Raw genomic sequence first — 17,066 nt, forward strand, 5'->3', positions numbered from 1 at the left:
TCACATTACCGGCGGAGAGGCGCGCCTGACCACTCGCATTCCGAAACCGACGAGCACGATGCGGAAAGCCCCGCGACAGGCCCGCTCGCGCGCCACCATCGAGATCATCCTCGAGGGCGCGGCTCGCATTCTCGGCGAGCGCGGCTGGGCCGCGACGACCACCAACGCGGTTGCCGCGACGGCAGGCGTCAGCATCGGGTCGCTGTATCAGTATTTTCCCAACAAGCTCGCGCTGGTCGAGGCGGTCCGGCGCCGTCACTTCGACGAGGTGCTGGCGGTGCTGCGCGCAGCGACCGACGCCGCGACGCCTCGGGCACGCCGTGTCGCCGCGTTCGTCGACGGCATGATCGCGGTGCATCGTCGCTTTCCCGCCGCGCACCGGGTGCTGCTCGAGGAAGCCCCCCGCGACGCAGCCAGCGAGGCCACGCACCGCCGGTTCGAGACCGAGTATCGCAGCGGCTGCGACGCGTTCTTCACGGCCAACAGGCGAGGCGACACCGCCGTGGATAGCGCGATCGCCGCTCAGGTCCTCGCTGCCGCGGTGGCGGGCGTCGTCCACGATGCGGCACGGCTCGGGTTGCTCGCCTCGCCGCTGTTCAGACGGGAACTGATCGCGCTGGTCGAATCCAGCCTGGCCAGACGGCGCGCCGCGGCCGACCGATGATCAACGGTTTTGGCGATGCCCATCCGCCGCGGGGCGCACAAGGACAGCACCCGCGGATCATCACAACGCAACAGCGTTCTTCAGGCGCGAGGTGACCTGGTAGGCGGGTGATGCCAGCTGCTCGTACAGCCATGGCCGCGCGCGCTTGCCGCCAACCTCGTGCACGCCATCGAACAGCGCCATCTCGATCGAATGCGGATGACCCGACGCTGCGTAGACGGACTGCATTTCGGCGAACTTCTCATCACGCCCGAGTTCCGTGGTGTTTGCGCCATCGCGGCTGCCGATCTCGACGAACAGCGGACACGGAGAGACCAGGTACGCCAGCTCCGCGCCGGCGTACTTGGCGCGGCTGTTGGCGAAATGGATGTAGGCCGCAAGTTCGATGCCGAGGTTCTTGCTGATGACGGACGATGTCAGGAACTTCTTCTCGTCACGCATATATCCGGAGACGACGGTCGGCCGCATCCGCCCCGTCGCGGCTTCCAGATGCAGCGCGAGAAAGGCGCCCGAGGACACCCCATAGACGCCGACATGCAGACCGGACATTCCGGTCAACCTCCGGCAGACCGTTTCGCCGGCGTCGATCGATGCGCATGACACGTTGTGCGCGGAGATGCCATGCGATGCCAGCATCGCGGCGATGTTGTTCTGGCTCTCCTGATTTCCGATCTGCACGATGTAGGGGCACCAGACGACATAACCATCCTGGCAAAGCTGTTTGCCGAGCGCGTTCATGTAGTCCTTGTCAGCGTCGTCGAAGCACCGCTCCGGCGTACTCGCCATGCCGTGGCCGAGCAGGATCAATCCCTTGAACGCACCGTCGGGGATCCCGAGGCATCCGCGCACCGGTACGCCGCATTCCAGATCGAACTCGACTTTCACGACCGAAAACCCCGCGGCCGTATCGCGCCAGAGAACCCGCATGTCCTCGCGGGATGGCCGATAGAGCCGCCGCGCCCGGAACAGCGACCGCATCTCCCGCCGGACATCGGGGCCGGTTGCGACCGCGCGCAGCTTTCCGCTTGCCGCGAGATCGAAGAACGACCGGCAGAACGTATCGTAGCCAAGCGTCGGCAGATCGACATTGGCGCACGATCCCCGGCAGTGACTGAGAGCCAGCGTGTTGCCGGTCACCGATGAGGGGCCGACCAACGTCATCAGTAATCCGGAAAGCGCCCTGCGGCTGATCATCGGTCCTCCCCGAGCCGGCGACGGCTCGACTGGTGCCATCAAGATGGCGGCCCAGCAGGCGCGACAAGTCGCGCGGATACAAATTAAAGGATGTTCATGGTCGAAGGATCATGCGCAGCGTTGCAAACGTGTACGCTGCCCGGCCGCGCGCTGTCGCAATTCATGGCAAAGCGTTTCGAGACGCTTCGGAAAGATGTCTGATTGTCACGCAGACTCAATCTCGCCTTAGCCGGCGCCGAACGTCAGGTCCTGATCATCGGGTCTCGATCATCAAGTTTTGGGCTTGACCTCGGTGACCTTGGCATCGGGTCGCTGCCCAGCGAGCGCGGCCCCATCAGACGGCGCGAAGATCACCTGCAAAATCGTCCAAGAGCCGCGATCCATCGTGATGCGAGCGGTCGCACCGGAATAGCCCGGACTCGTGGGCCAGACCGAATTGCTCTAGGCATTCATTCCGGGATCGACGGGTTATCTGTTGGGCAACAGCGTTTCTGGAATGGCCGATGGCGAACGACCTGCACGCGCATCTGATTGAACTGGCCTATGAGGCCGCGGTCCTCCCCGAGCTGTGGCCGAATGTTCTGCATCAGGTCGGCGGGATCGCGCGGGCCCGCGGCATCGTGCTGCTGACGGCGGCCCCGCAGGACGTGCGCTGGGTCGCCTCCCCCGACATGCACGATGACACGGTTGCCTATGTCGAAGGCGGCTGGCACGAGCGCAACGGGCGGTTGCCGCGCCTGCTCGCGGCCAATCATGCCGGCTTCCTGCGCGATATCGACGTGTTCGATACGCCCGAGGAAGTGCAGCAGGATTTCCAGATCCGGGAATTCTTCCGCCCGCGCGGGCTCGGATGGGGCGCCGGTACCGCGATCCCAGTGCCGAGCGGCGACGTGCTGATCTACAGCGTCGAGCGCGAATACCGGCACGGGCCGATCGAGCGGGAGGCGATCGAACAGCTCGACGCACTGCGCCCGCATCTGGCGCGGGCGGCGCTGCTGTCGGCGCGGCTTGGGATGGAGCGCGCGAAGGCCGCCGCCGAATCGCTGGCGATGCTCGGCCTGCCCGCGGGGGTGCTGCGCCGCGGCGGCCGCCTGATGGCGGCCAACACGCTGTTCGATCGCCTGGTGCCCGATGTGATGCAGGATCGCACCGATCGCCTGGCGCTGGCGGCGCCTGCCGCCGATGCGCTGTTCGCGCAGGCCGTCGGTGCACTTGATCACGGGCTCATCAGCGGCGAGGTCCGCTCGGTCCCGATCGCTGCACAGGACGAGCGCCCGCCGCTCATCGTGCATCTGGTCCCGATCCGTGGCGCGGCGCGCGACCTGTTCGACCGCGCACTGGCGATCGTGATCGTGACGCCGGTGGTGCCGGCCGAGGTGCCGACCGCGGAGGTGCTGCAGGGCCTGTTCGACCTGACGCCGGCCGAGGCGCGGGTCGCCCGCGGCATCGGCGAAGGACGAACCGTCGAGGCGATCGCCATCGCCTTCGGAATCTCCCGCGAAACCGTGCGCAACCAGCTCAAGGCCGTGCTGGCGAAGACCGGGCTCGGCCGCCAGGTCGAACTCGCCGGACTGCTCGCCGGCGCCAAGGTGCCGCCGGGTTCGTCGGCGGAATAGACTTACGCCGCGCTCAGGCGAGCCTGGAAGCGCCCCACAACCCGACCGATCACGTTGGCCGTCATTGCGGCGGCATGCTCCCGGCGGCATCGCAAGCGGATCGGCATGTTCAAACGGCGCCGGTTGAGCTAGTGGTAGCTCCCCTCCCTTCGTGCGCCCGTTCGGCGCATGTCCAGTGAATAGAGTGCATCTGAATGGCCGAAGCCGACCTCGACGCCGTCATCCGGCAGACCGCAAGAGCCCAGACCAAGGCCGTGATGGCGGCGGCCAAGAAGCGCCAGGCCGTCTGGGTCGCGCGCGCGGCCAAGGCCAAGGACAAGGAGACCAAGGCGCGCTTCCGCTTCCTCGCCAAGAGCACGATGCTGAACGCGACGGCGACCGCCAAGCGGTTGCAGAATTCGGCCGAGAACGCCGCCGACGCCTACGCCCGCGCGATGAAGCGGGCGATGGAAGAGCCGCCGCCGGCCAAAAAGCCCGCGAAGAAGAAAGAGGACGCCTGATGCGCTTCTATGGAAGCGCGTCATGATCATTATTTTCGCATGATCGTTTCGGAAAACCGGTGTCCACTTTTCCGGATCATGCTCCAGGAGCCTTCATGCTCACCGTTCACCATCTCGGCAAGTCGCAATCGGAGCGGATCGTCTGGCTGTGCGAGGAGCTGGAGATCCCCTATGAACTGAAGTGCACCACGCGCGATCCGGTCACGATGCTCGCGCCCGCCGACTACAAGGCGCTGCATCCGATCGGCGCCGCGCCCGTCATCACCGACGGCGACCTGGTGCTGGCCGAGTCCGGCGCTGTCGTCGAGTACATCGTCGCCAGATACGGCAATGGCCGGCTGACGCTGAAATCAGATCATCCAGACTTCGCCCGGTTCCTGTACTGGTTTCACTTCGCCAACAGCACGCTGCAGGCACAGATGGGCCGCAGCATGATCCTGAACCGGCTCAACCTGCCGGCCGACAATCCGATGCTGGCGGCGACCCGGGCGCGGGTCGACCGCTCGTTCGATCTGATCGAGGCGCGGGCGCGCGAGGCGCGCTATCTCGCGGGCGACCAATTCACCACCGCCGATATCATGATCGGCTTCTCGCTCACGACGATGCGCTATTTCCTGCCCTATGATCTCGGCCGCTGCCCCGGCATCAGGGATTATCTCGGCCGCATCGCGGCGCGCCCGGCCTATCAGCGCGCGATGCAGAAGGGCGATCCCGGCATGGCGCTGCTGCTGACGTGAGGCCGTGATGCCGCGCTACGTCGCCCTGCTGCGCGCCGTCAATGTCGGCGGCACCGGCAAGCTGCCGATGACCGAACTGAAGGCGATGTGCGTCGATGCGGGATTTGCCGACGTCGAGACCTACATCGCCAGCGGCAACGTCGTGTTCTCCTCCAGGCTCGGCGCGGCCAAGGTCAAGGCCGCGCTGGAGCAGCGGCTGCACGCCTACGCCGGCAAGCCGGTCGGCGTTGCCGTCAGGAGCGCGGACGAGATCGCCGCGGTGCTGAAGGCCAATCCGTTTCCGAAGGCGCCGCCGAATTTTACGGTCGCGATCTTCCTCGACGAGCCGCCACCCAAGGACGCCCTGAAAGACGTCAGGGGCCAGCAGGACGAGCAAGTGCGGCTCGGCAAGCGGGAGATCTACGTCGCCTATGGCAGCGGCATGGGCCGCTCGAAGCTGAAGATCCCCGCCGCCGCCAACGGCACCGCGCGCAACATCAACACCATCGCGAAGCTCGCCGAGCTGGCGGCGGGCGACGGCTAGAGAAAGCTCGTCCAGTTTTCTCCGAACCGTCATTCTGAGAAGCGCGCAGCGGCGTCTCAGGATGACGGTTAAAGCGCGGTTTGCGTTGCTAGCGCTCGTGCACAACAAATCCCTCGACATCGAGCCTCGCCAGCACATCCTCCAGATGGGCGCGGTCGCGGGTTTCGATCACGAGCTCGAGCAGGGTCGCCTTCGCCGGCAGATCGGAGAACGTGCGCTGGTGCGAGACCTCGATGATGTTGGCGCCGGCGTCGGCCAGCAGGATCGACACCGCCGCGAGCTGCCCGGGCCGGTCGACGATGTCGAGCGCCAGCTGCGTCAGCCGTCCCTCGCGCGCAAGCTCACGGGTCAGGACCGAGGCGATCAGCCTGGTATCGATATTGCCGCCGGTCAGCACCAGGCCGACTTTGCGGCCGGCAAAGCGCTCGGGCGCTGCGAGCACCGCGGCGAGGCCGGCGGCGCCGGCGCCCTCGACCACCGTCTTCTCGATCGAGATCAGGGTCGCGACGGCGCGCTCGATCTGATCCTCGCTGACCAGCACGATATCGTCGACGAGCTCGCGGACGATTTCAGTGGTGATCCGCCCGGGCGCCTTGACGGCGATGCCTTCGGCGAGGGTGTCGCCGCGCATCGGCAGCTGCGTGCCTTTGACGGCATTGTACATCGACGGATAGAGCTGAGCCTGCACGCCGATGATCTGCAGCGACGGCTTGATCGCCTTTGCGGCGGTGGCGATACCCGAGATCAGCCCCCCGCCGCCGATCGGCACCACCAGGATATCGAGTTCCGGCGCCGCCTCGAGCATTTCGAGCCCGATCGTGCCCTGGCCGGCGATGATCAGCGGATCGTCATAGGGGTGGACCAGGATCAGGCCGCGCTGCTCAGCATGTGCGCCGACGAAGGCGAAGCATTCTTCCAGCGTCTGTCCGGTGATGATGACCTCGGCGCCGTGCCGTCTGGTGTTCTCGATCTTCACCATCGGCGTGCCCGTCGGCATCACGATGGTGGCGGGGATGCCGAGCCGCTTCGCGTGATAGGCGACGCCCTGGGCGTGATTGCCGGCCGACATCGCGATCACCCCACGCGTGCGCTCCTCGGGCGACAGCGCCTGCAGCCTGTTCAGCGCGCCGCGCTCCTTGAAGGTCGCGGTGAATTGCAAGTTCTCGAATTTGAGGAACAGGCGGCAACCGCAGATGTCGCCCAGCGTGCGGCTTTCGTTGCACGCGGTGACCATCACCGAGCCCCGGATGGTATCGGCGGCACGGCGTATATCGGCAAGGGTGACGCCCGCTGGGCTGAGGGCGGTGGTATCGGCAGGATGCGGCATCGGGTTTCGCTTTGGACCGTTTCGTCAGACGGAACCTAGCGGGTTTCGGCGCCGAAGACGACCGGCTATCGCGTGGTCAACACCCGTTGCTCCGGCCGTGCCAGCGCGGGCAGCTGTGTCTCATCGCATTTGAGGCACAGCAACGCGGTGCGGAAATGCTTGTCGAGCACAATGGTTCGCGTCCTGCCGCACTGGCAGCGCATCGGCTTGTCCATGGAAGGTCGGCCCAGGTTCGAGATGCAAGGAAAGCGTGCGCTTAGCTATCCCGGTCCGGTTAACCCAATATGACTTGCTGCCGGAAAAATCAGAAGAACCCCGCACTGAGATCGAGGCCATAGCTTGCCCTGAGCACCGCGACGAACAGGGCCGCAAAGCCGAGCAGCAGGACATGCCGGGCGATGCTGCTCCGAAGCGAATTGGCCGGAAATACCCGAGCGATCGATTGAGCCAATGCAGTCATTTGCGACCTCCAGAACCACGTCCCGAAGGTAGGTCGCCGGCGACGCTGCGAGGTTCAACGCGGCTCGCGGGACGGCCGGCGGCGCACTGACGTGCTCGGCTCCGCATCACGTTGCGGCCGCGTACTGTTCCGGAAGCGGCGACCGACCACGATCAGCGTGCCCGCGGCACGGACTGCGGTCCCGGCCGACGGGGCGGGCGGCAGGTTGTCTTGCGTAACGGCTTCCAGCGCGCGCAGAAACGCACGTCCATCCGGTGTGATCTCCCAGCCTTCGGCATCACGCAGCACATAACCGTTGCTGAAGATGTCGAGCTCGGGAACCCGAGATGCCAGACGTTTGATCCGCGCATGCCAATCGTCGCCGCTCGAAGAGAGAATGGCGAGGTCGTGCTTGAGCGAATCGATGGTGGCTCTGCCGCTGACGTGACTGGCCAATATTTTTAGAATCGCAACCTGTATGCTCAACTCAACGCCTCGACCGCCACGGTTCTTTTTGTTCTGCGCAGCCGATCTGGAAATTATCGCGCTGATGACTCCGACGTCCAGTCATCAGCGCCAGTTATCCAGAACCGCGCATGACGGTATCGATTTACGCAACGCGCGACGTGCCGACGCTGCGCTCGGGCCGGTGCGACGACATCGATTCCTCTTCGCCATCCTGCGGCGAGCCCCAGAATTCCCGCACCGTCGGCCCGTGCGTCAACCTGGTGTCGCGCAGGAAGCCGAGAATTTCGTGCGGCCAGACCCGACGCCCCATCTGCGTGTACCAGCGCATGGCGTGACGAAGCCCGGCGTCGCGATGCAACAGCACGCGCAGCAAGGCCTTGGGTCGGCATTGCAGCACCATCTCGGTAAATTTGAACCAGAGCAGCACCCGCCACGGCGGCATGTGTCGGGTCGCGAGCACCTGATGCTTGTAGTCCCATCGGCGGCGATCGGTCTGGATCACACGTCGTTCTGCCGCGAGACGGAAATAGGGCGTCCAGCGATGCGGCGTGACGTAGAGCATCTGGATCTGATCGGGATCGTAGGACAGAAGCTGCCGCAGGCCGCGCCAGTGATCGCGATCGGTCTCCTCCTCGAAACCGACCACCCAGGTCGCCATCGACAGGATGCCGTACCGGCGCATCAGGCGGATAGCCTCGCGATCGGTCGTGGTGGTGGTGCCCTTGCGAATCAGCTGCAGCGTCTTCTCGTCGGTGTTCTCCATGCCGAGCAGGAAGCGCTGCCAACCCGCTCTCTTGTAGAGATGCAGGATATCGGCATCGCGGACGATATCGTCGGCGCGGGTCGAGCCGACCAGGATCAGATCGACATTCTCCGCGATCAGCGCTTCGAGGAACGTCCGCCAGGCCTTCTTCGAGACGGTCGGATTCTCGTCGGCGAAATTGATCACCTTGACGCCGTGCTCGCGGTGCAGCCGTGCCAACTCGCCGGCAAAGCGCACGGGATCACGGTGCCGCCATCGCGTCCAGAAACCGCGCTGGCCGCAGTAATTGCAGAGATGCGGACAGCCGCGCGAGAACTGCACGACGACGGCGCGCAAACCTCCCCAATAGCTGTAGCGGGCGTGATCGATCAATTCCCAGCCGATGCGATAGGCATCGAGATCGCGGATGACAGGCGCGGGCGGCGTGACGCGCGGCCCGTAATCATCGCGGAAGGCGATGCCGTTGATGGTGCGGAGATCGCCGCCGGTCTCCAGGGCCCGCATCAGGCGGCGCGCCGTCTCCTCCCCCTCACCGCGCACGATCGCAGTGACGTAGCGCTCTTCGCGCAAGATCTCGCGCCAGTGATAGGTCGGAAACACCCCGCCATACACGATCCGCACATTCGGCAGGGCCTTGACGATGGCCTGCGCCACCTCGGTGATGACGGGATGGCCCGAGGTGGAGCCGGAATGGCCGAACAAGACCGCATCGGGCGAGAATCGCGACGCCTCGGCCACGATGGCTGTGACCGGCATCGGGCCGAACTCGGCATCGAGAAGACGAACGTGGTGGCCGTCGTCGATCAACGGACCGCCGATCGACAGCAGGCCGAGCGGCGGCAGATGGTCGTCGGGGATCCGGCTGCCGATCGCCGGGTGCGGCACGTTGATGAGAAGAATGCGCATGGATGATCGCTCCCGCTTTGGTTGGCGTGATCGTTCGTCCCCGCATCTTGTGAAAGGAGAGCCCAACCCCCCGGCCGGGCTTGAAGAGAATCGAAGGCGCGGTCCGCCGCGCTAAAGCGCGATGAGTTAGAGGCTTGCCACCTCCGCCGGCGCGATCGCGGTCAGCCCGCCGAAGCGGCGCTCGCGGCGGTGGAAGGAGGCGAGCGCGTCGGCGAGATCATCGGCCTCGAATTCGGGCCACATCCGCTCGGTGAAATGCAGTTCGGCATAGGCGCCTTCCCAGAGCAGGAAGTCCGACAGCCGCTTCTCGCCCGAGGTGCGGATGATCAGGTCGACATCGCGGAGGCCGGCTTCGCCGGTGATCAGGTCGGCGAAGGCCTCACGGCTCAACGGACCGGCGCCGGCCGCGCGCGCGGCGGCGTTCAGGATCGCGTCGCGCGCCGAGTAATCGATCGCGATACGCAGATGCAGCGTGGTGCCGCCATGGGTCTCGGCCTCCGCGCGCGTGATCGCGGCGGCGATGCCGTCGGGCAGCCGGTCGCGGCGGCCGATCACGGTGAGGCGGACACCGTTGCGCACCAGGGCTGCGATCTCGTTGGCGAGATAGAACCGCAACAGCCCCATCAGCGCCGCGACTTCGGCTTTCGGACGACGCCAATTGTCGCTCGAGAATGCGTACAGCGTCAGCGTGCCGACGCCCTGGTCGGGCGCGGCCTCGACGATGCGGCGGATCGCCTCGACGCCCGCTTCATGTCCACGCAGGCGCGACAGGCCGCGCCGCGTCGCCCAGCGGCCGTTGCCGTCCATGATGATGCCGACATGGAGCCGGGCGACGGCGTCCGGCTTGAGCGCAACGTTGCTTTGCATCACAAAGTCTCCGGGCAAAAAAGGGATGATCAAATCGGCTGGATACCGAGGCGGCCAGATGCGCCTTCGTCCTTGCCGGCGGCTTTGGCCGCGTCGCGCACCAACTGCTCGAGCACGGCGAGATAATCGAGGAAACGGCGGCGGCCGCTCTTGGTCAGACGGCAGCTGGTATGCGGACGATTGCCTTCATAACCCTTGATGACATCGACGAGGCCGGCCTCCTGCAGCACCTGAAGATGCCGGCTGAGATTGCCGTCGGTCAGACCGCAGAGCTGCTTGAGGTCGGCGAAGGCGAGCCCCTTGGGATGCGCCATCAACGAGGTCAATAGACCGAGCCGCGCCTTCTCGTGGATGACGCGGTCGAGGCCATCATAGGCAAATGGCGCGGTGGTCACGTCAGTCTTCGGCATCATGGCCTCCGGAAGCGAAATACAACAGCGCTGCGAGCAGCAACTGGCCGATCGCGAATGGCAGTCCCATGGTCCAGGGCGACAGCGCGTGGCTCTGGCTTGCGATCAACAGCACCGTGAAGCCCGACAGGAAATACCAGGCGCCTCCGAGCGCGATCGTGCGCGGCAACAGGCGAACCGAGGCGAACACGGCGAGGCTGACCAGCACCTGCCACAGGCCGGGCAGCATCCACAGCGTCTCCGGCGCGAATTTCCATTGCAGCACCGCGAGCAAGACGCCGGCGATGACGGCGGGAACGAACTGCTCGATCGCCTGCTGGACCATGGCGTCGGCAAGGCCGGAATGATGCCGCCGCGAGCGTGCCTGCATCTCGATCCAGATCAGCACCGCGGACAGCAGCGCGGCCGCCGCCCAGCCGGCAAGGAAGGCGATCGGATGACCGGTGGGATCATCGAGCCAGAGATATTGGGCGAGCGCCGTGACCAGCGCGATGCCGCTGGTGACAGCCACCGTTGCCGGACCGTAGCCGCGGAATGCGGTCCCCGCCGCAATCTGGCTGCGGATCGCAAGAATGTCGGCCAAGGCCTTGTCGAGGTCGCGCATGATTCGCCCGAACTTTGTAATGCAAAGTATACGGGATCACCAAGTAAACGCAAGCGGCACCGGCCGTCCGCGCCGCATGATGTTTAACGGGTGGTTACTGCGCGGATTGCAGCGAAACCGTGCCGCCTCAGACCTTCACCAGGCTAGCAAAGCCGCCGTAGATCATACGCTGCACATTGAACGGCGCCGTTTTCGGATCCATCGACGCGAAGCGCGGATCGGCCATCACCTTGGCATTGATCCGATCGCGCTGGGCGCGCGACTTGTAGGTGATCCAGGCAAACACGACGGTTTCGCCGGCCTTCAGCTTCACGCTCTGCGGAAACGATGTCAGCTTGCCCGGCTTGACGTCGTCGGCAACCCACTCGCGATAATCCAGCGCGCCATGTTCGCGCCAGACCTTGCCGGCCATTTTCGAGAGCTTCGCATAGGCCTTGAGCTTCTTCTTCGGCACTGCGACGACGAAGCCATCGACGTAAAGCATGGGCGTTTCCTTGTCGTTATTGCGTCGTCATCGCGAGAAGCGAAGCGATGAAGCAATCCGTACCTGCACTTGCGGCGCGATGGATTGCTTCGCGGAGCCCGTCATTGGGCGCGCATTCGCGCGACCCGTTGACTCGCAACCACGATCAGGAGTGACAGCAGCAGGATGCCTGAACGGGCTCCGGTTGATACTGGTCACGTAGCCGCACCCAGTCCATCGGATAGGGCAGTCCTTCTTCATGGCGGCCGAGCGGCGTCAAGTCGAGATAGTGATAGGCGGCATTCATCATGTCGAGGCCGCGCGCGAACGTCGAGTAGGTGTGGAACACACTTCCCGCCTCGTCTCGATAGAACACGCTGATGCCGGGCAGCTCAGGCCCATAGAGCGGGGTCGTTCCATAATTGTATTTGGCGTCGCCCGCATCGATCTGCCCTTGTGTGAACGACACACCATAATCGTAGTTGAAGTCATTCTCTCCGGAGGACACCCAGTCGAAGGTCCACCCCATCCGCTGCTTGAAGGCCTCGAGCTTGGCCAGCGGCGCGCGCGAGATCGCGACCATCGTGGTGTCGCGCGCGGCAAGGTGCGGAACCATGCGCTCGAAGCCGTCGACCCAGAACGAGCAGCTCTTGCAGGCCGCGTCCCACTCCGGCGCGAACATCACGTGCTGCACCACGAGCTGCGGCCTGCCCTTGAAGAGATCACCGAGCGTCACCTTGCCGCCGGGCCCATCGAACACATAGTCCTTGTCGACCTTGACCCACGGCAGCTCGCGGCGTTGCCGGCTCACCGCTTCGCGGGCTTGCGTCAGTTCCTTCTCGCTGATCATCAGCGCCTTGCGGGCCGCGGTCCATTCTTCGCGCGAGACGATCTTGTGCTGGGACATGCGATGCTCTTTTGCGCTTCAGGCGTCGACGTAATGTTGGAGATTGCCGAGGAATTCGGTCCAGCCGCGCTGGTGGTTGTCGCGCGCGGCCTCATCGACGAACTGCGCGTGATGGAAGGTGAGCAAGGTGCCGCCGCCGTCGGGCCTGATCGACACCGTCACCTCGGAGACGCGCTCCGGCGTCGAATGCCAGGCCCAGCTGAACACCAGCCTCTCGTTCGGCACCACCTCGCGATAGATGCCGCCGACCTCGTGATATTCACCGTTGGTCCCGGTGAACTTGATCCGGTAGCGGCCGCCGACGCGGACATCGAGCTCGGCCTGTGTCGTACCGGGCTTGACCTGGCCCGGACCGAACCATTGCACTAGGTTTTCCGGCTCGGTCCACGCGGCGTAGACTTTCTCCGGCCGGGCGCGGAGGCGCCGCGTGAGGGTGAGGCTGGGACGCGCGGTAAGGCCGGCGTCGGCTGCGACTGCGGATTTGTTGGCTGCCACGGGTTTTCCTCCACAAAAGCGGCAAGGCGGTCGAGATTGTCGGACCAGAATTGCGCATACCGATTGAGCCAGTTCATCGCTTGCTCCATCGGCCGCGCGGTGAGCCGGCACGCCACCGTGCGGCCGGTCTTTTCGCGCGCGACCAGACCGGCATCCGTGAGCACGTCGAGATGCTTCATGATCGCCGGCAACGACATCGCGAATGGCTGCGCCAGCTCGCTCACCGACAGGCTTTCCTGCTCGCCGAGCCGCGCCAGCAGCACGCGGCGGGTGGGATCGGAAAGCGCCGCAAAGGTGCGGTCCAGCGTTTCGTCCTGATACTTAACCATATGGTTTAGTATAAGCGCAAACGGCGCGGCGTCAAGCGCGCGTCTTCACGATCGCGCGACGACGGATAGGTGCGCGGCGCCGGCCGGAAGTCTGCTAGTCGGGGTAGACCGTCCGATGCCGGCGCTGATGGCGGCGCGGCGGCGGCGGGGGCTCGCTGAACAGAAAGCGCGGATTTTCTCCGCAAGCGAGATAGCGGCCCGACACGCTCGCGAGGCACTGCTCGTAGGTTCGATAGGCGCATTCGCCCGGATAGCCCAGGCTCGGCCCCTGCGCACACCACGGATAATCATAAGGATCGGCGGAAGCGGGTGTGACGCTCGCCGTGCCGGCAAGCGTCATCGCTCCCAGGACAAGCATTGCCATTTGCGATGTGCGCATGATCCGCCTCCTTGAGATGCCGCAGTTCAAGCGCGGCATCCTGGGTAAGGTTCCTGAAGGTCATTTTATTCCGCGTCAAGGTCCCGCAATTTGCCTTGCAGGACAGCCATCGCCGCGCGGACCGGCAACGTTGAACGTCCGAGGCCTACTCGACCTTGAGGCCGGCGAACTCGACCACCTTCTTCCACTTGTCGGTCTCGGCCTTGATGTCGTTGTCGAACGCCTCCGGGGTCTGGATCAGCGAGTCGCCGCCGAGTTCGACCAGACGCTTCCTCATGTCGGGCTCGGCGAGAACGGCGTTGATCTCGGCGTTGAGCTTGGCGATCAATTCCTTCGGCGTGTTCTTCGGCGCCCCCATGCCGAACAGCGCGCTCGCCTCATAGCCCTTCACGGTCTCGGCGATCGCCGGCACGTCGGGCAATTGCGAGGAGCGATCCGTCGTCGTCACGCCGAGCGCGCGCAGCGAGCCGGAGCGGATGTGCTGGATGATCGAGGGCATGTTGTCGAAGATCACCTGCACCTGGCCGCCGAGCATGTCGGTGATCGCGGGCGCCGCGCCGCGATACGGCACGTGCTGCATCTTGCAGCCGGTCATCGACATGAACATCTCGCCGGACAGATGCACCGAGGTGCCGTTGCCGGACGAGGCCATGTTCACCTTGCCGGGATTGGACTTCACATATTCGATGAACTCGGCGACGTTCTTCGCCGGCACGTCCTTGTTCACCGTCATCACGTTCGGCACGCGGTTGAAGGACGCAACCGGCGCAACGTCGCGCACGAAGTTGAACTTCAGATTGGCGTACAGCGAGGCGTTGATGTAGTTCGCCGGATTGACCAGCAGCACGGTGTAACCATCCGGCTCGGCGTTGATCGCAGCCTCGGTGCCGATATTGTTGCCGGCGCCCGGCTTGTTCTCGATCACGAACTGCTGCCCGAGCTTTTCCGACAGCCGCTGCCCGATCAGGCGCGCGATGATGTCGGTGGCGCCGCCCGGCGGATAGCCCACGATCCAGCGCACCGGCCGCGCCGGATAGTCGGCTGCGGATGCGCGGCCGATCGCGAATGTCGAAATTCCCGACCCGATCAGGCCCAGCGCAGTGCGGCGTGAAATCATGAAGTCTCTCCCGATCCAGCAGGGTTTGGCCCCCTGCCCGTTTCTGTTGCGTTGCGTGCGGCGCGGTTCTAACAAACAATGTCAGATGCGACCAGTGCGACACGTGCGACACTGACCGCGACGAAAGACTAAGCTGCAAATGCGCTGGACCAAAAGGATCGATCATGTCCGTCAAGGTGAATGGGCTCGACCATCTCGTGATCAACGTCACCGATGTCGTGCGCTCGGTTGCCTGGTACAGCAGGATCCTCGGCATGGAGGTGAAGGTGTTCGACCCCGGCAAGGGCAAGACACCGCGCACCTCGCTGGTGTTCGGCAACCAGAAGATCAATGTGCGGCCGTGCGATGCCGACAAGGTGGATTGGTTCACCGCCGATCATGAAGCGGCCGGCAGCGACGACCTCTGCTTCCTCACCTCGAGCACGCCCGACGAGGTGGTGGCGCATCTGAAGGCCAATGGCGTGAAGATCGAGGAAGGCCCGGTGGCCAAGCAGGGCGCACGCGGCACGCTGCGCTCGGTGTACTGCCGAGATCCCGACGGCAGCCTGATCGAGATTTCGTCGTACGAGGACGGCACGACGTAGTCGTTTTCGTTGCGCGCGACGGCTCGCGCGGATGCGCGACCGATGACAGGCCCACAAGGCAATCAGGCCTTCCGCGCCGCGGAACAGATTGCTCCAGCGCTGCGCTTCCGATTTGCGCTTGGCGCACGCCGATGGCAGAACTGCTCCCAACCAAGATCAATGGCGGCCGGCAAGGCTGCGCGGGAGGACGTATGGCCAGTTCAAGTGCAGTCCCGGGTGTCGTAGGTCCGTTTGCGGGGCTCGACGTGCCATGGCTGCTCAGGATGCGCGCCGAGGTGCGCCGCGATCATCCGTTCCTGATCTGGGCTCCGTTCGACGCGCCGGCGCGGCGCTGGAACTACGGCGAATTCCATGAGCGCGTCGGCGCGCTGGCGGCGGGCCTCGCCAAACGCGGCATCAAGCAAGGCGACTATGTCCTGATCCATCTCGACAATTGCGTCGAGGCGATCATGTCGTGGTTCGCCTGTGTCGAGCTCGGCGCGATCGCCGTCACCACCAACACCCGCTCGGCTGCCGCCGAGATCGAATATTTCGCCGGCCATTGCGGCGCGGTCGCCGCGATCACCCAGCCGGCCTATGCCGAACTGATATCAGCCAACTGTAAGGGGCTTCGCTGGATCGCCGTGATCTCGCACGATGCCGGGCAGGCGCCGTCTCAGGCGCCCGCCCGAGGCGACAGTTTTGACGCGCTGTTCGCCGACAGCGCCGACCGGCCGAAGCGCCTGATCGATCCGCTGGCACCGTGCAGCGTGCAGTACACCTCCGGGACCACGTCGCGTCCGAAGGCGGTGCTGTGGACGCATGCCAACGCGCTGTGGGGCGCCAAGATCAATGCTGCGCACCAGGATCTGCATGGCTTCGACGTGCACCAGACCTATCTGCCGCTGTTCCACACCAACGCGCTGGCCTATTCGATGCTGGCGAGCCTGTGGGTCGGCGCGACCTGCGTGATCCAGCCACGCTTCTCGGCGAGCCGGTTCTGGCCGGTGGCGCTCGAGCACGGCTCGACCTGGACCTCGACGATCCCGTTCTGCATGAAGGCGCTGCTGGAGCACGAGGTGCCGAAGCATCACAAGTTCCGGCTCTGGGGCACCGCCGTGAACGAGCCGCCGCCATTCGCCGTATTCGGCATCAAGATCATCGGCTGGTGGGGCATGACCGAGACCATCACCCACGGCATCATCGGCGAGGTCGACCAGCCGAACCCGCCGATGTCGATCGGCCGCGCCGCGCCGGAATACGAAATCCGCATCACCAATGATGACGGCACCGCGACCGGCGTCGGCGAGACCGGCAATCTCCTGATCAAGGGCATTCCCGGCCTGTCACTGTTCGCCGAGTATCTGCACAATGAGAAGGCGACGCGCGAGAGTTTTGACGAGCATGGCTATTTCATCACAGGCGATCGCGTCACGATGCTGGAGCGCGGCTACATCAAGTTCGGCGACCGCTCCAAGGATATGCTGAAGGTCGGCGGCGAGAACGTCGCGGCCTCCGAGATCGAGCAGGTGATCGCAGTGGTACCGGGCGTGCGCGAGGCCGCCGTGGTGGCGAAGAAGCATCCGATGCTGGACGAGGTGCCGGTTGTCTTCATCATCCCGCAAACCGGCATCGCCGCCTTGCCTGCCGACCTGCACGACAAGGTCATGACCGCCTGCCGCGCAGGCCTCGCCGATTTCAAGGTGCCGCGCGAGATCCGCTTCGTCGACGAGATGCCCCGCTCGACGCTGGAGAAGGTCGCGAAGGCCGAGCTGCGGAAGATGCTGGAATAAGA

21 protein-coding genes are annotated in these 17,066 nt (G+C 65.0%); 7 read left to right on the plus strand and 14 right to left on the minus strand.

What is annotated here, in order from left to right:
- Positions 1 to 58 precede the first annotated feature (58 nt).
- Positions 59 to 664, plus strand: coding sequence for a TetR/AcrR family transcriptional regulator (locus ACTUWL_RS15105; RefSeq protein ID WP_021077628.1), 606 nt, complete (start codon positions 59 to 61; stop codon positions 662 to 664).
- Between the two features lie 60 nt (positions 665 to 724).
- Here the strand turns inward: ACTUWL_RS15105 and ACTUWL_RS15110 are convergent, their stop codons facing one another.
- Complete coding sequence (locus ACTUWL_RS15110; protein WP_021077629.1) at positions 725 to 1,858, minus strand: hypothetical protein; 1,134 nt, start codon at positions 1,856 to 1,858, stop codon at positions 725 to 727.
- A gap of 503 nt (positions 1,859 to 2,361) precedes the next feature.
- On the opposite strand from ACTUWL_RS15110, the gene ACTUWL_RS15115 reads away from it, so the two are divergent.
- The 4 genes from ACTUWL_RS15115 to ACTUWL_RS15130 all read left to right on the plus strand — a co-directional run bounded on the left by ACTUWL_RS15115 (position 2,362) and on the right by ACTUWL_RS15130 (position 5,234).
- Entirely contained in the window at positions 2,362 to 3,474 is a 1,113-nt protein-coding gene (locus ACTUWL_RS15115; protein WP_021077630.1) for a helix-turn-helix transcriptional regulator, read from the plus strand.
- 194 nt (positions 3,475 to 3,668) lie between these two features.
- Positions 3,669 to 3,974 (plus strand): hypothetical protein, encoded by a 306-nt coding sequence (locus tag ACTUWL_RS15120; protein WP_021077631.1) that lies wholly within the window; start codon positions 3,669 to 3,671, stop codon positions 3,972 to 3,974.
- A 95-nt stretch (positions 3,975 to 4,069) separates the two neighbouring features.
- Positions 4,070 to 4,711, plus strand: a complete 642-nt coding sequence (locus ACTUWL_RS15125) for a glutathione S-transferase family protein (RefSeq protein ID WP_021077632.1) — start codon at positions 4,070 to 4,072, stop codon at positions 4,709 to 4,711.
- A 7-nt stretch (positions 4,712 to 4,718) separates the two neighbouring features.
- A complete protein-coding gene (locus ACTUWL_RS15130; RefSeq protein WP_021077633.1) occupies positions 4,719 to 5,234 on the plus strand; it encodes a DUF1697 domain-containing protein in 516 nt (171 codons plus the stop codon).
- An 88-nt stretch (positions 5,235 to 5,322) separates the two neighbouring features.
- Here ACTUWL_RS15130 and ACTUWL_RS15135 read toward each other — a convergent pair whose 3' ends face one another.
- From ACTUWL_RS15135 to ACTUWL_RS15195, 13 genes are all read right to left on the minus strand, one after another.
- Entirely contained in the window at positions 5,323 to 6,561 is a 1,239-nt protein-coding gene (locus ACTUWL_RS15135) for a threonine ammonia-lyase (protein WP_021077634.1), read from the minus strand.
- Positions 6,562 to 6,865: 304 nt separating this feature from the next.
- Complete coding sequence (locus tag ACTUWL_RS15140) at positions 6,866 to 7,021, minus strand: hypothetical protein (RefSeq protein WP_021077636.1); 156 nt, start codon at positions 7,019 to 7,021, stop codon at positions 6,866 to 6,868.
- A 54-nt stretch (positions 7,022 to 7,075) separates the two neighbouring features.
- On the minus strand, positions 7,076 to 7,486 hold the full coding sequence (locus tag ACTUWL_RS15145) for a hypothetical protein (RefSeq protein WP_021077637.1): 411 nt from the start codon (positions 7,484 to 7,486) through the stop codon (positions 7,076 to 7,078).
- 124 nt (positions 7,487 to 7,610) lie between these two features.
- Positions 7,611 to 9,137 (minus strand): magnesium-protoporphyrin IX monomethyl ester anaerobic oxidative cyclase, encoded by a 1,527-nt coding sequence (gene bchE / locus ACTUWL_RS15150; RefSeq protein WP_021077638.1) that lies wholly within the window; start codon positions 9,135 to 9,137, stop codon positions 7,611 to 7,613.
- Positions 9,138 to 9,263: 126 nt separating this feature from the next.
- Positions 9,264 to 10,004, minus strand: coding sequence for a di-trans,poly-cis-decaprenylcistransferase (locus ACTUWL_RS15155; protein ID WP_021077639.1), 741 nt, complete (start codon positions 10,002 to 10,004; stop codon positions 9,264 to 9,266).
- A gap of 29 nt (positions 10,005 to 10,033) precedes the next feature.
- The gene (locus ACTUWL_RS15160; protein ID WP_021077640.1) at positions 10,034 to 10,414 is read right to left on the minus strand and encodes a transcriptional regulator; all 381 of its coding nucleotides are present in this window, start codon (positions 10,412 to 10,414) and stop codon (positions 10,034 to 10,036) included.
- A complete protein-coding gene (locus ACTUWL_RS15165; protein ID WP_021077641.1) occupies positions 10,401 to 11,018 on the minus strand; it encodes a hypothetical protein in 618 nt (205 codons plus the stop codon). Before ACTUWL_RS15165 ends, ACTUWL_RS15160 begins: the two co-directional genes overlap by 14 nt.
- Before the next feature lie 127 nt (positions 11,019 to 11,145).
- Positions 11,146 to 11,502 carry a DUF1428 domain-containing protein gene (locus tag ACTUWL_RS15170; RefSeq protein ID WP_021077642.1) on the minus strand — a complete coding sequence of 119 codons (357 nt, stop codon included), beginning with the start codon at positions 11,500 to 11,502 and terminating at the stop codon, positions 11,146 to 11,148.
- A 145-nt stretch (positions 11,503 to 11,647) separates the two neighbouring features.
- Entirely contained in the window at positions 11,648 to 12,388 is a 741-nt protein-coding gene (locus tag ACTUWL_RS15175; RefSeq protein ID WP_021077643.1) for a DUF899 domain-containing protein, read from the minus strand.
- A gap of 18 nt (positions 12,389 to 12,406) precedes the next feature.
- A complete protein-coding gene (locus ACTUWL_RS15180; RefSeq protein WP_199196608.1) occupies positions 12,407 to 12,754 on the minus strand; it encodes an SRPBCC family protein in 348 nt (115 codons plus the stop codon).
- Positions 12,754 to 13,212 (minus strand): ArsR/SmtB family transcription factor, encoded by a 459-nt coding sequence (locus ACTUWL_RS15185; protein WP_035650535.1) that lies wholly within the window; start codon positions 13,210 to 13,212, stop codon positions 12,754 to 12,756. The genes ACTUWL_RS15180 and ACTUWL_RS15185 overlap by 1 nt, the downstream gene beginning before the upstream one ends.
- Positions 13,213 to 13,306: 94 nt before the next feature.
- Entirely contained in the window at positions 13,307 to 13,591 is a 285-nt protein-coding gene (locus tag ACTUWL_RS15190; RefSeq protein ID WP_021077645.1) for a DUF3551 domain-containing protein, read from the minus strand.
- A 145-nt stretch (positions 13,592 to 13,736) separates the two neighbouring features.
- Positions 13,737 to 14,708 carry a Bug family tripartite tricarboxylate transporter substrate binding protein gene (locus tag ACTUWL_RS15195; protein WP_021077646.1) on the minus strand — a complete coding sequence of 324 codons (972 nt, stop codon included), beginning with the start codon at positions 14,706 to 14,708 and terminating at the stop codon, positions 13,737 to 13,739.
- A 164-nt stretch (positions 14,709 to 14,872) separates the two neighbouring features.
- Between ACTUWL_RS15195 and ACTUWL_RS15200 the strand changes: the two genes are divergently transcribed.
- Both ACTUWL_RS15200 and ACTUWL_RS15205 read left to right on the plus strand, forming a co-directional pair.
- Positions 14,873 to 15,292 carry a VOC family protein gene (locus ACTUWL_RS15200; RefSeq protein WP_021077647.1) on the plus strand — a complete coding sequence of 140 codons (420 nt, stop codon included), beginning with the start codon at positions 14,873 to 14,875 and terminating at the stop codon, positions 15,290 to 15,292.
- 191 nt (positions 15,293 to 15,483) lie between these two features.
- Complete coding sequence (locus tag ACTUWL_RS15205) at positions 15,484 to 17,064, plus strand: AMP-binding protein (protein WP_021077648.1); 1,581 nt, start codon at positions 15,484 to 15,486, stop codon at positions 17,062 to 17,064.
- The last annotated feature ends 2 nt before the right edge of the window (positions 17,065 to 17,066 follow it).

The organism is Bradyrhizobium sp. WCU1 (genome assembly GCF_053474805.1).

Bases quoted from the DNA above. Each gene is read 5' to 3' on its own strand.
- ACTUWL_RS15175 (WP_021077643.1), bottom strand. From the start codon at position 12,388: ATGTCCCAGCACAAGATCGTCTCGCGCGAAGAATGGACCGCGGCCCGC.
- ACTUWL_RS15110 (WP_021077629.1), bottom strand. From the start codon at position 1,858: ATGATCAGCCGCAGGGCGCTTTCCGGATTACTGATGACGTTGGTCGGC.
- ACTUWL_RS15200 (WP_021077647.1), top strand. From the start codon at position 14,873: ATGTCCGTCAAGGTGAATGGGCTCGACCATCTCGTGATCAACGTCACC.
- ACTUWL_RS15120 (WP_021077631.1), top strand. From the start codon at position 3,669: ATGGCCGAAGCCGACCTCGACGCCGTCATCCGGCAGACCGCAAGAGCC.
- ACTUWL_RS15165 (WP_021077641.1), bottom strand. From the start codon at position 11,018: ATGCGCGACCTCGACAAGGCCTTGGCCGACATTCTTGCGATCCGCAGC.
- ACTUWL_RS15115 (WP_021077630.1), top strand. From the start codon at position 2,362: ATGGCGAACGACCTGCACGCGCATCTGATTGAACTGGCCTATGAGGCC.
- ACTUWL_RS15195 (WP_021077646.1), bottom strand. From the start codon at position 14,708: ATGATTTCACGCCGCACTGCGCTGGGCCTGATCGGGTCGGGAATTTCG.
- ACTUWL_RS15155 (WP_021077639.1), bottom strand. From the start codon at position 10,004: ATGCAAAGCAACGTTGCGCTCAAGCCGGACGCCGTCGCCCGGCTCCAT.
- ACTUWL_RS15160 (WP_021077640.1), bottom strand. From the start codon at position 10,414: ATGCCGAAGACTGACGTGACCACCGCGCCATTTGCCTATGATGGCCTC.
- ACTUWL_RS15170 (WP_021077642.1), bottom strand. From the start codon at position 11,502: ATGCTTTACGTCGATGGCTTCGTCGTCGCAGTGCCGAAGAAGAAGCTC.
- ACTUWL_RS15190 (WP_021077645.1), bottom strand. From the start codon at position 13,591: ATGCGCACATCGCAAATGGCAATGCTTGTCCTGGGAGCGATGACGCTT.
- ACTUWL_RS15205 (WP_021077648.1), top strand. From the start codon at position 15,484: ATGGCCAGTTCAAGTGCAGTCCCGGGTGTCGTAGGTCCGTTTGCGGGG.
- ACTUWL_RS15130 (WP_021077633.1), top strand. From the start codon at position 4,719: ATGCCGCGCTACGTCGCCCTGCTGCGCGCCGTCAATGTCGGCGGCACC.
- ACTUWL_RS15185 (WP_035650535.1), bottom strand. From the start codon at position 13,212: ATGGTTAAGTATCAGGACGAAACGCTGGACCGCACCTTTGCGGCGCTT.
- bchE (WP_021077638.1), bottom strand. From the start codon at position 9,137: ATGCGCATTCTTCTCATCAACGTGCCGCACCCGGCGATCGGCAGCCGG.
- ACTUWL_RS15140 (WP_021077636.1), bottom strand. From the start codon at position 7,021: ATGACTGCATTGGCTCAATCGATCGCTCGGGTATTTCCGGCCAATTCG.
- ACTUWL_RS15105 (WP_021077628.1), top strand. From the start codon at position 59: ATGCGGAAAGCCCCGCGACAGGCCCGCTCGCGCGCCACCATCGAGATC.
- ACTUWL_RS15125 (WP_021077632.1), top strand. From the start codon at position 4,070: ATGCTCACCGTTCACCATCTCGGCAAGTCGCAATCGGAGCGGATCGTC.
- ACTUWL_RS15135 (WP_021077634.1), bottom strand. From the start codon at position 6,561: ATGCCGCATCCTGCCGATACCACCGCCCTCAGCCCAGCGGGCGTCACC.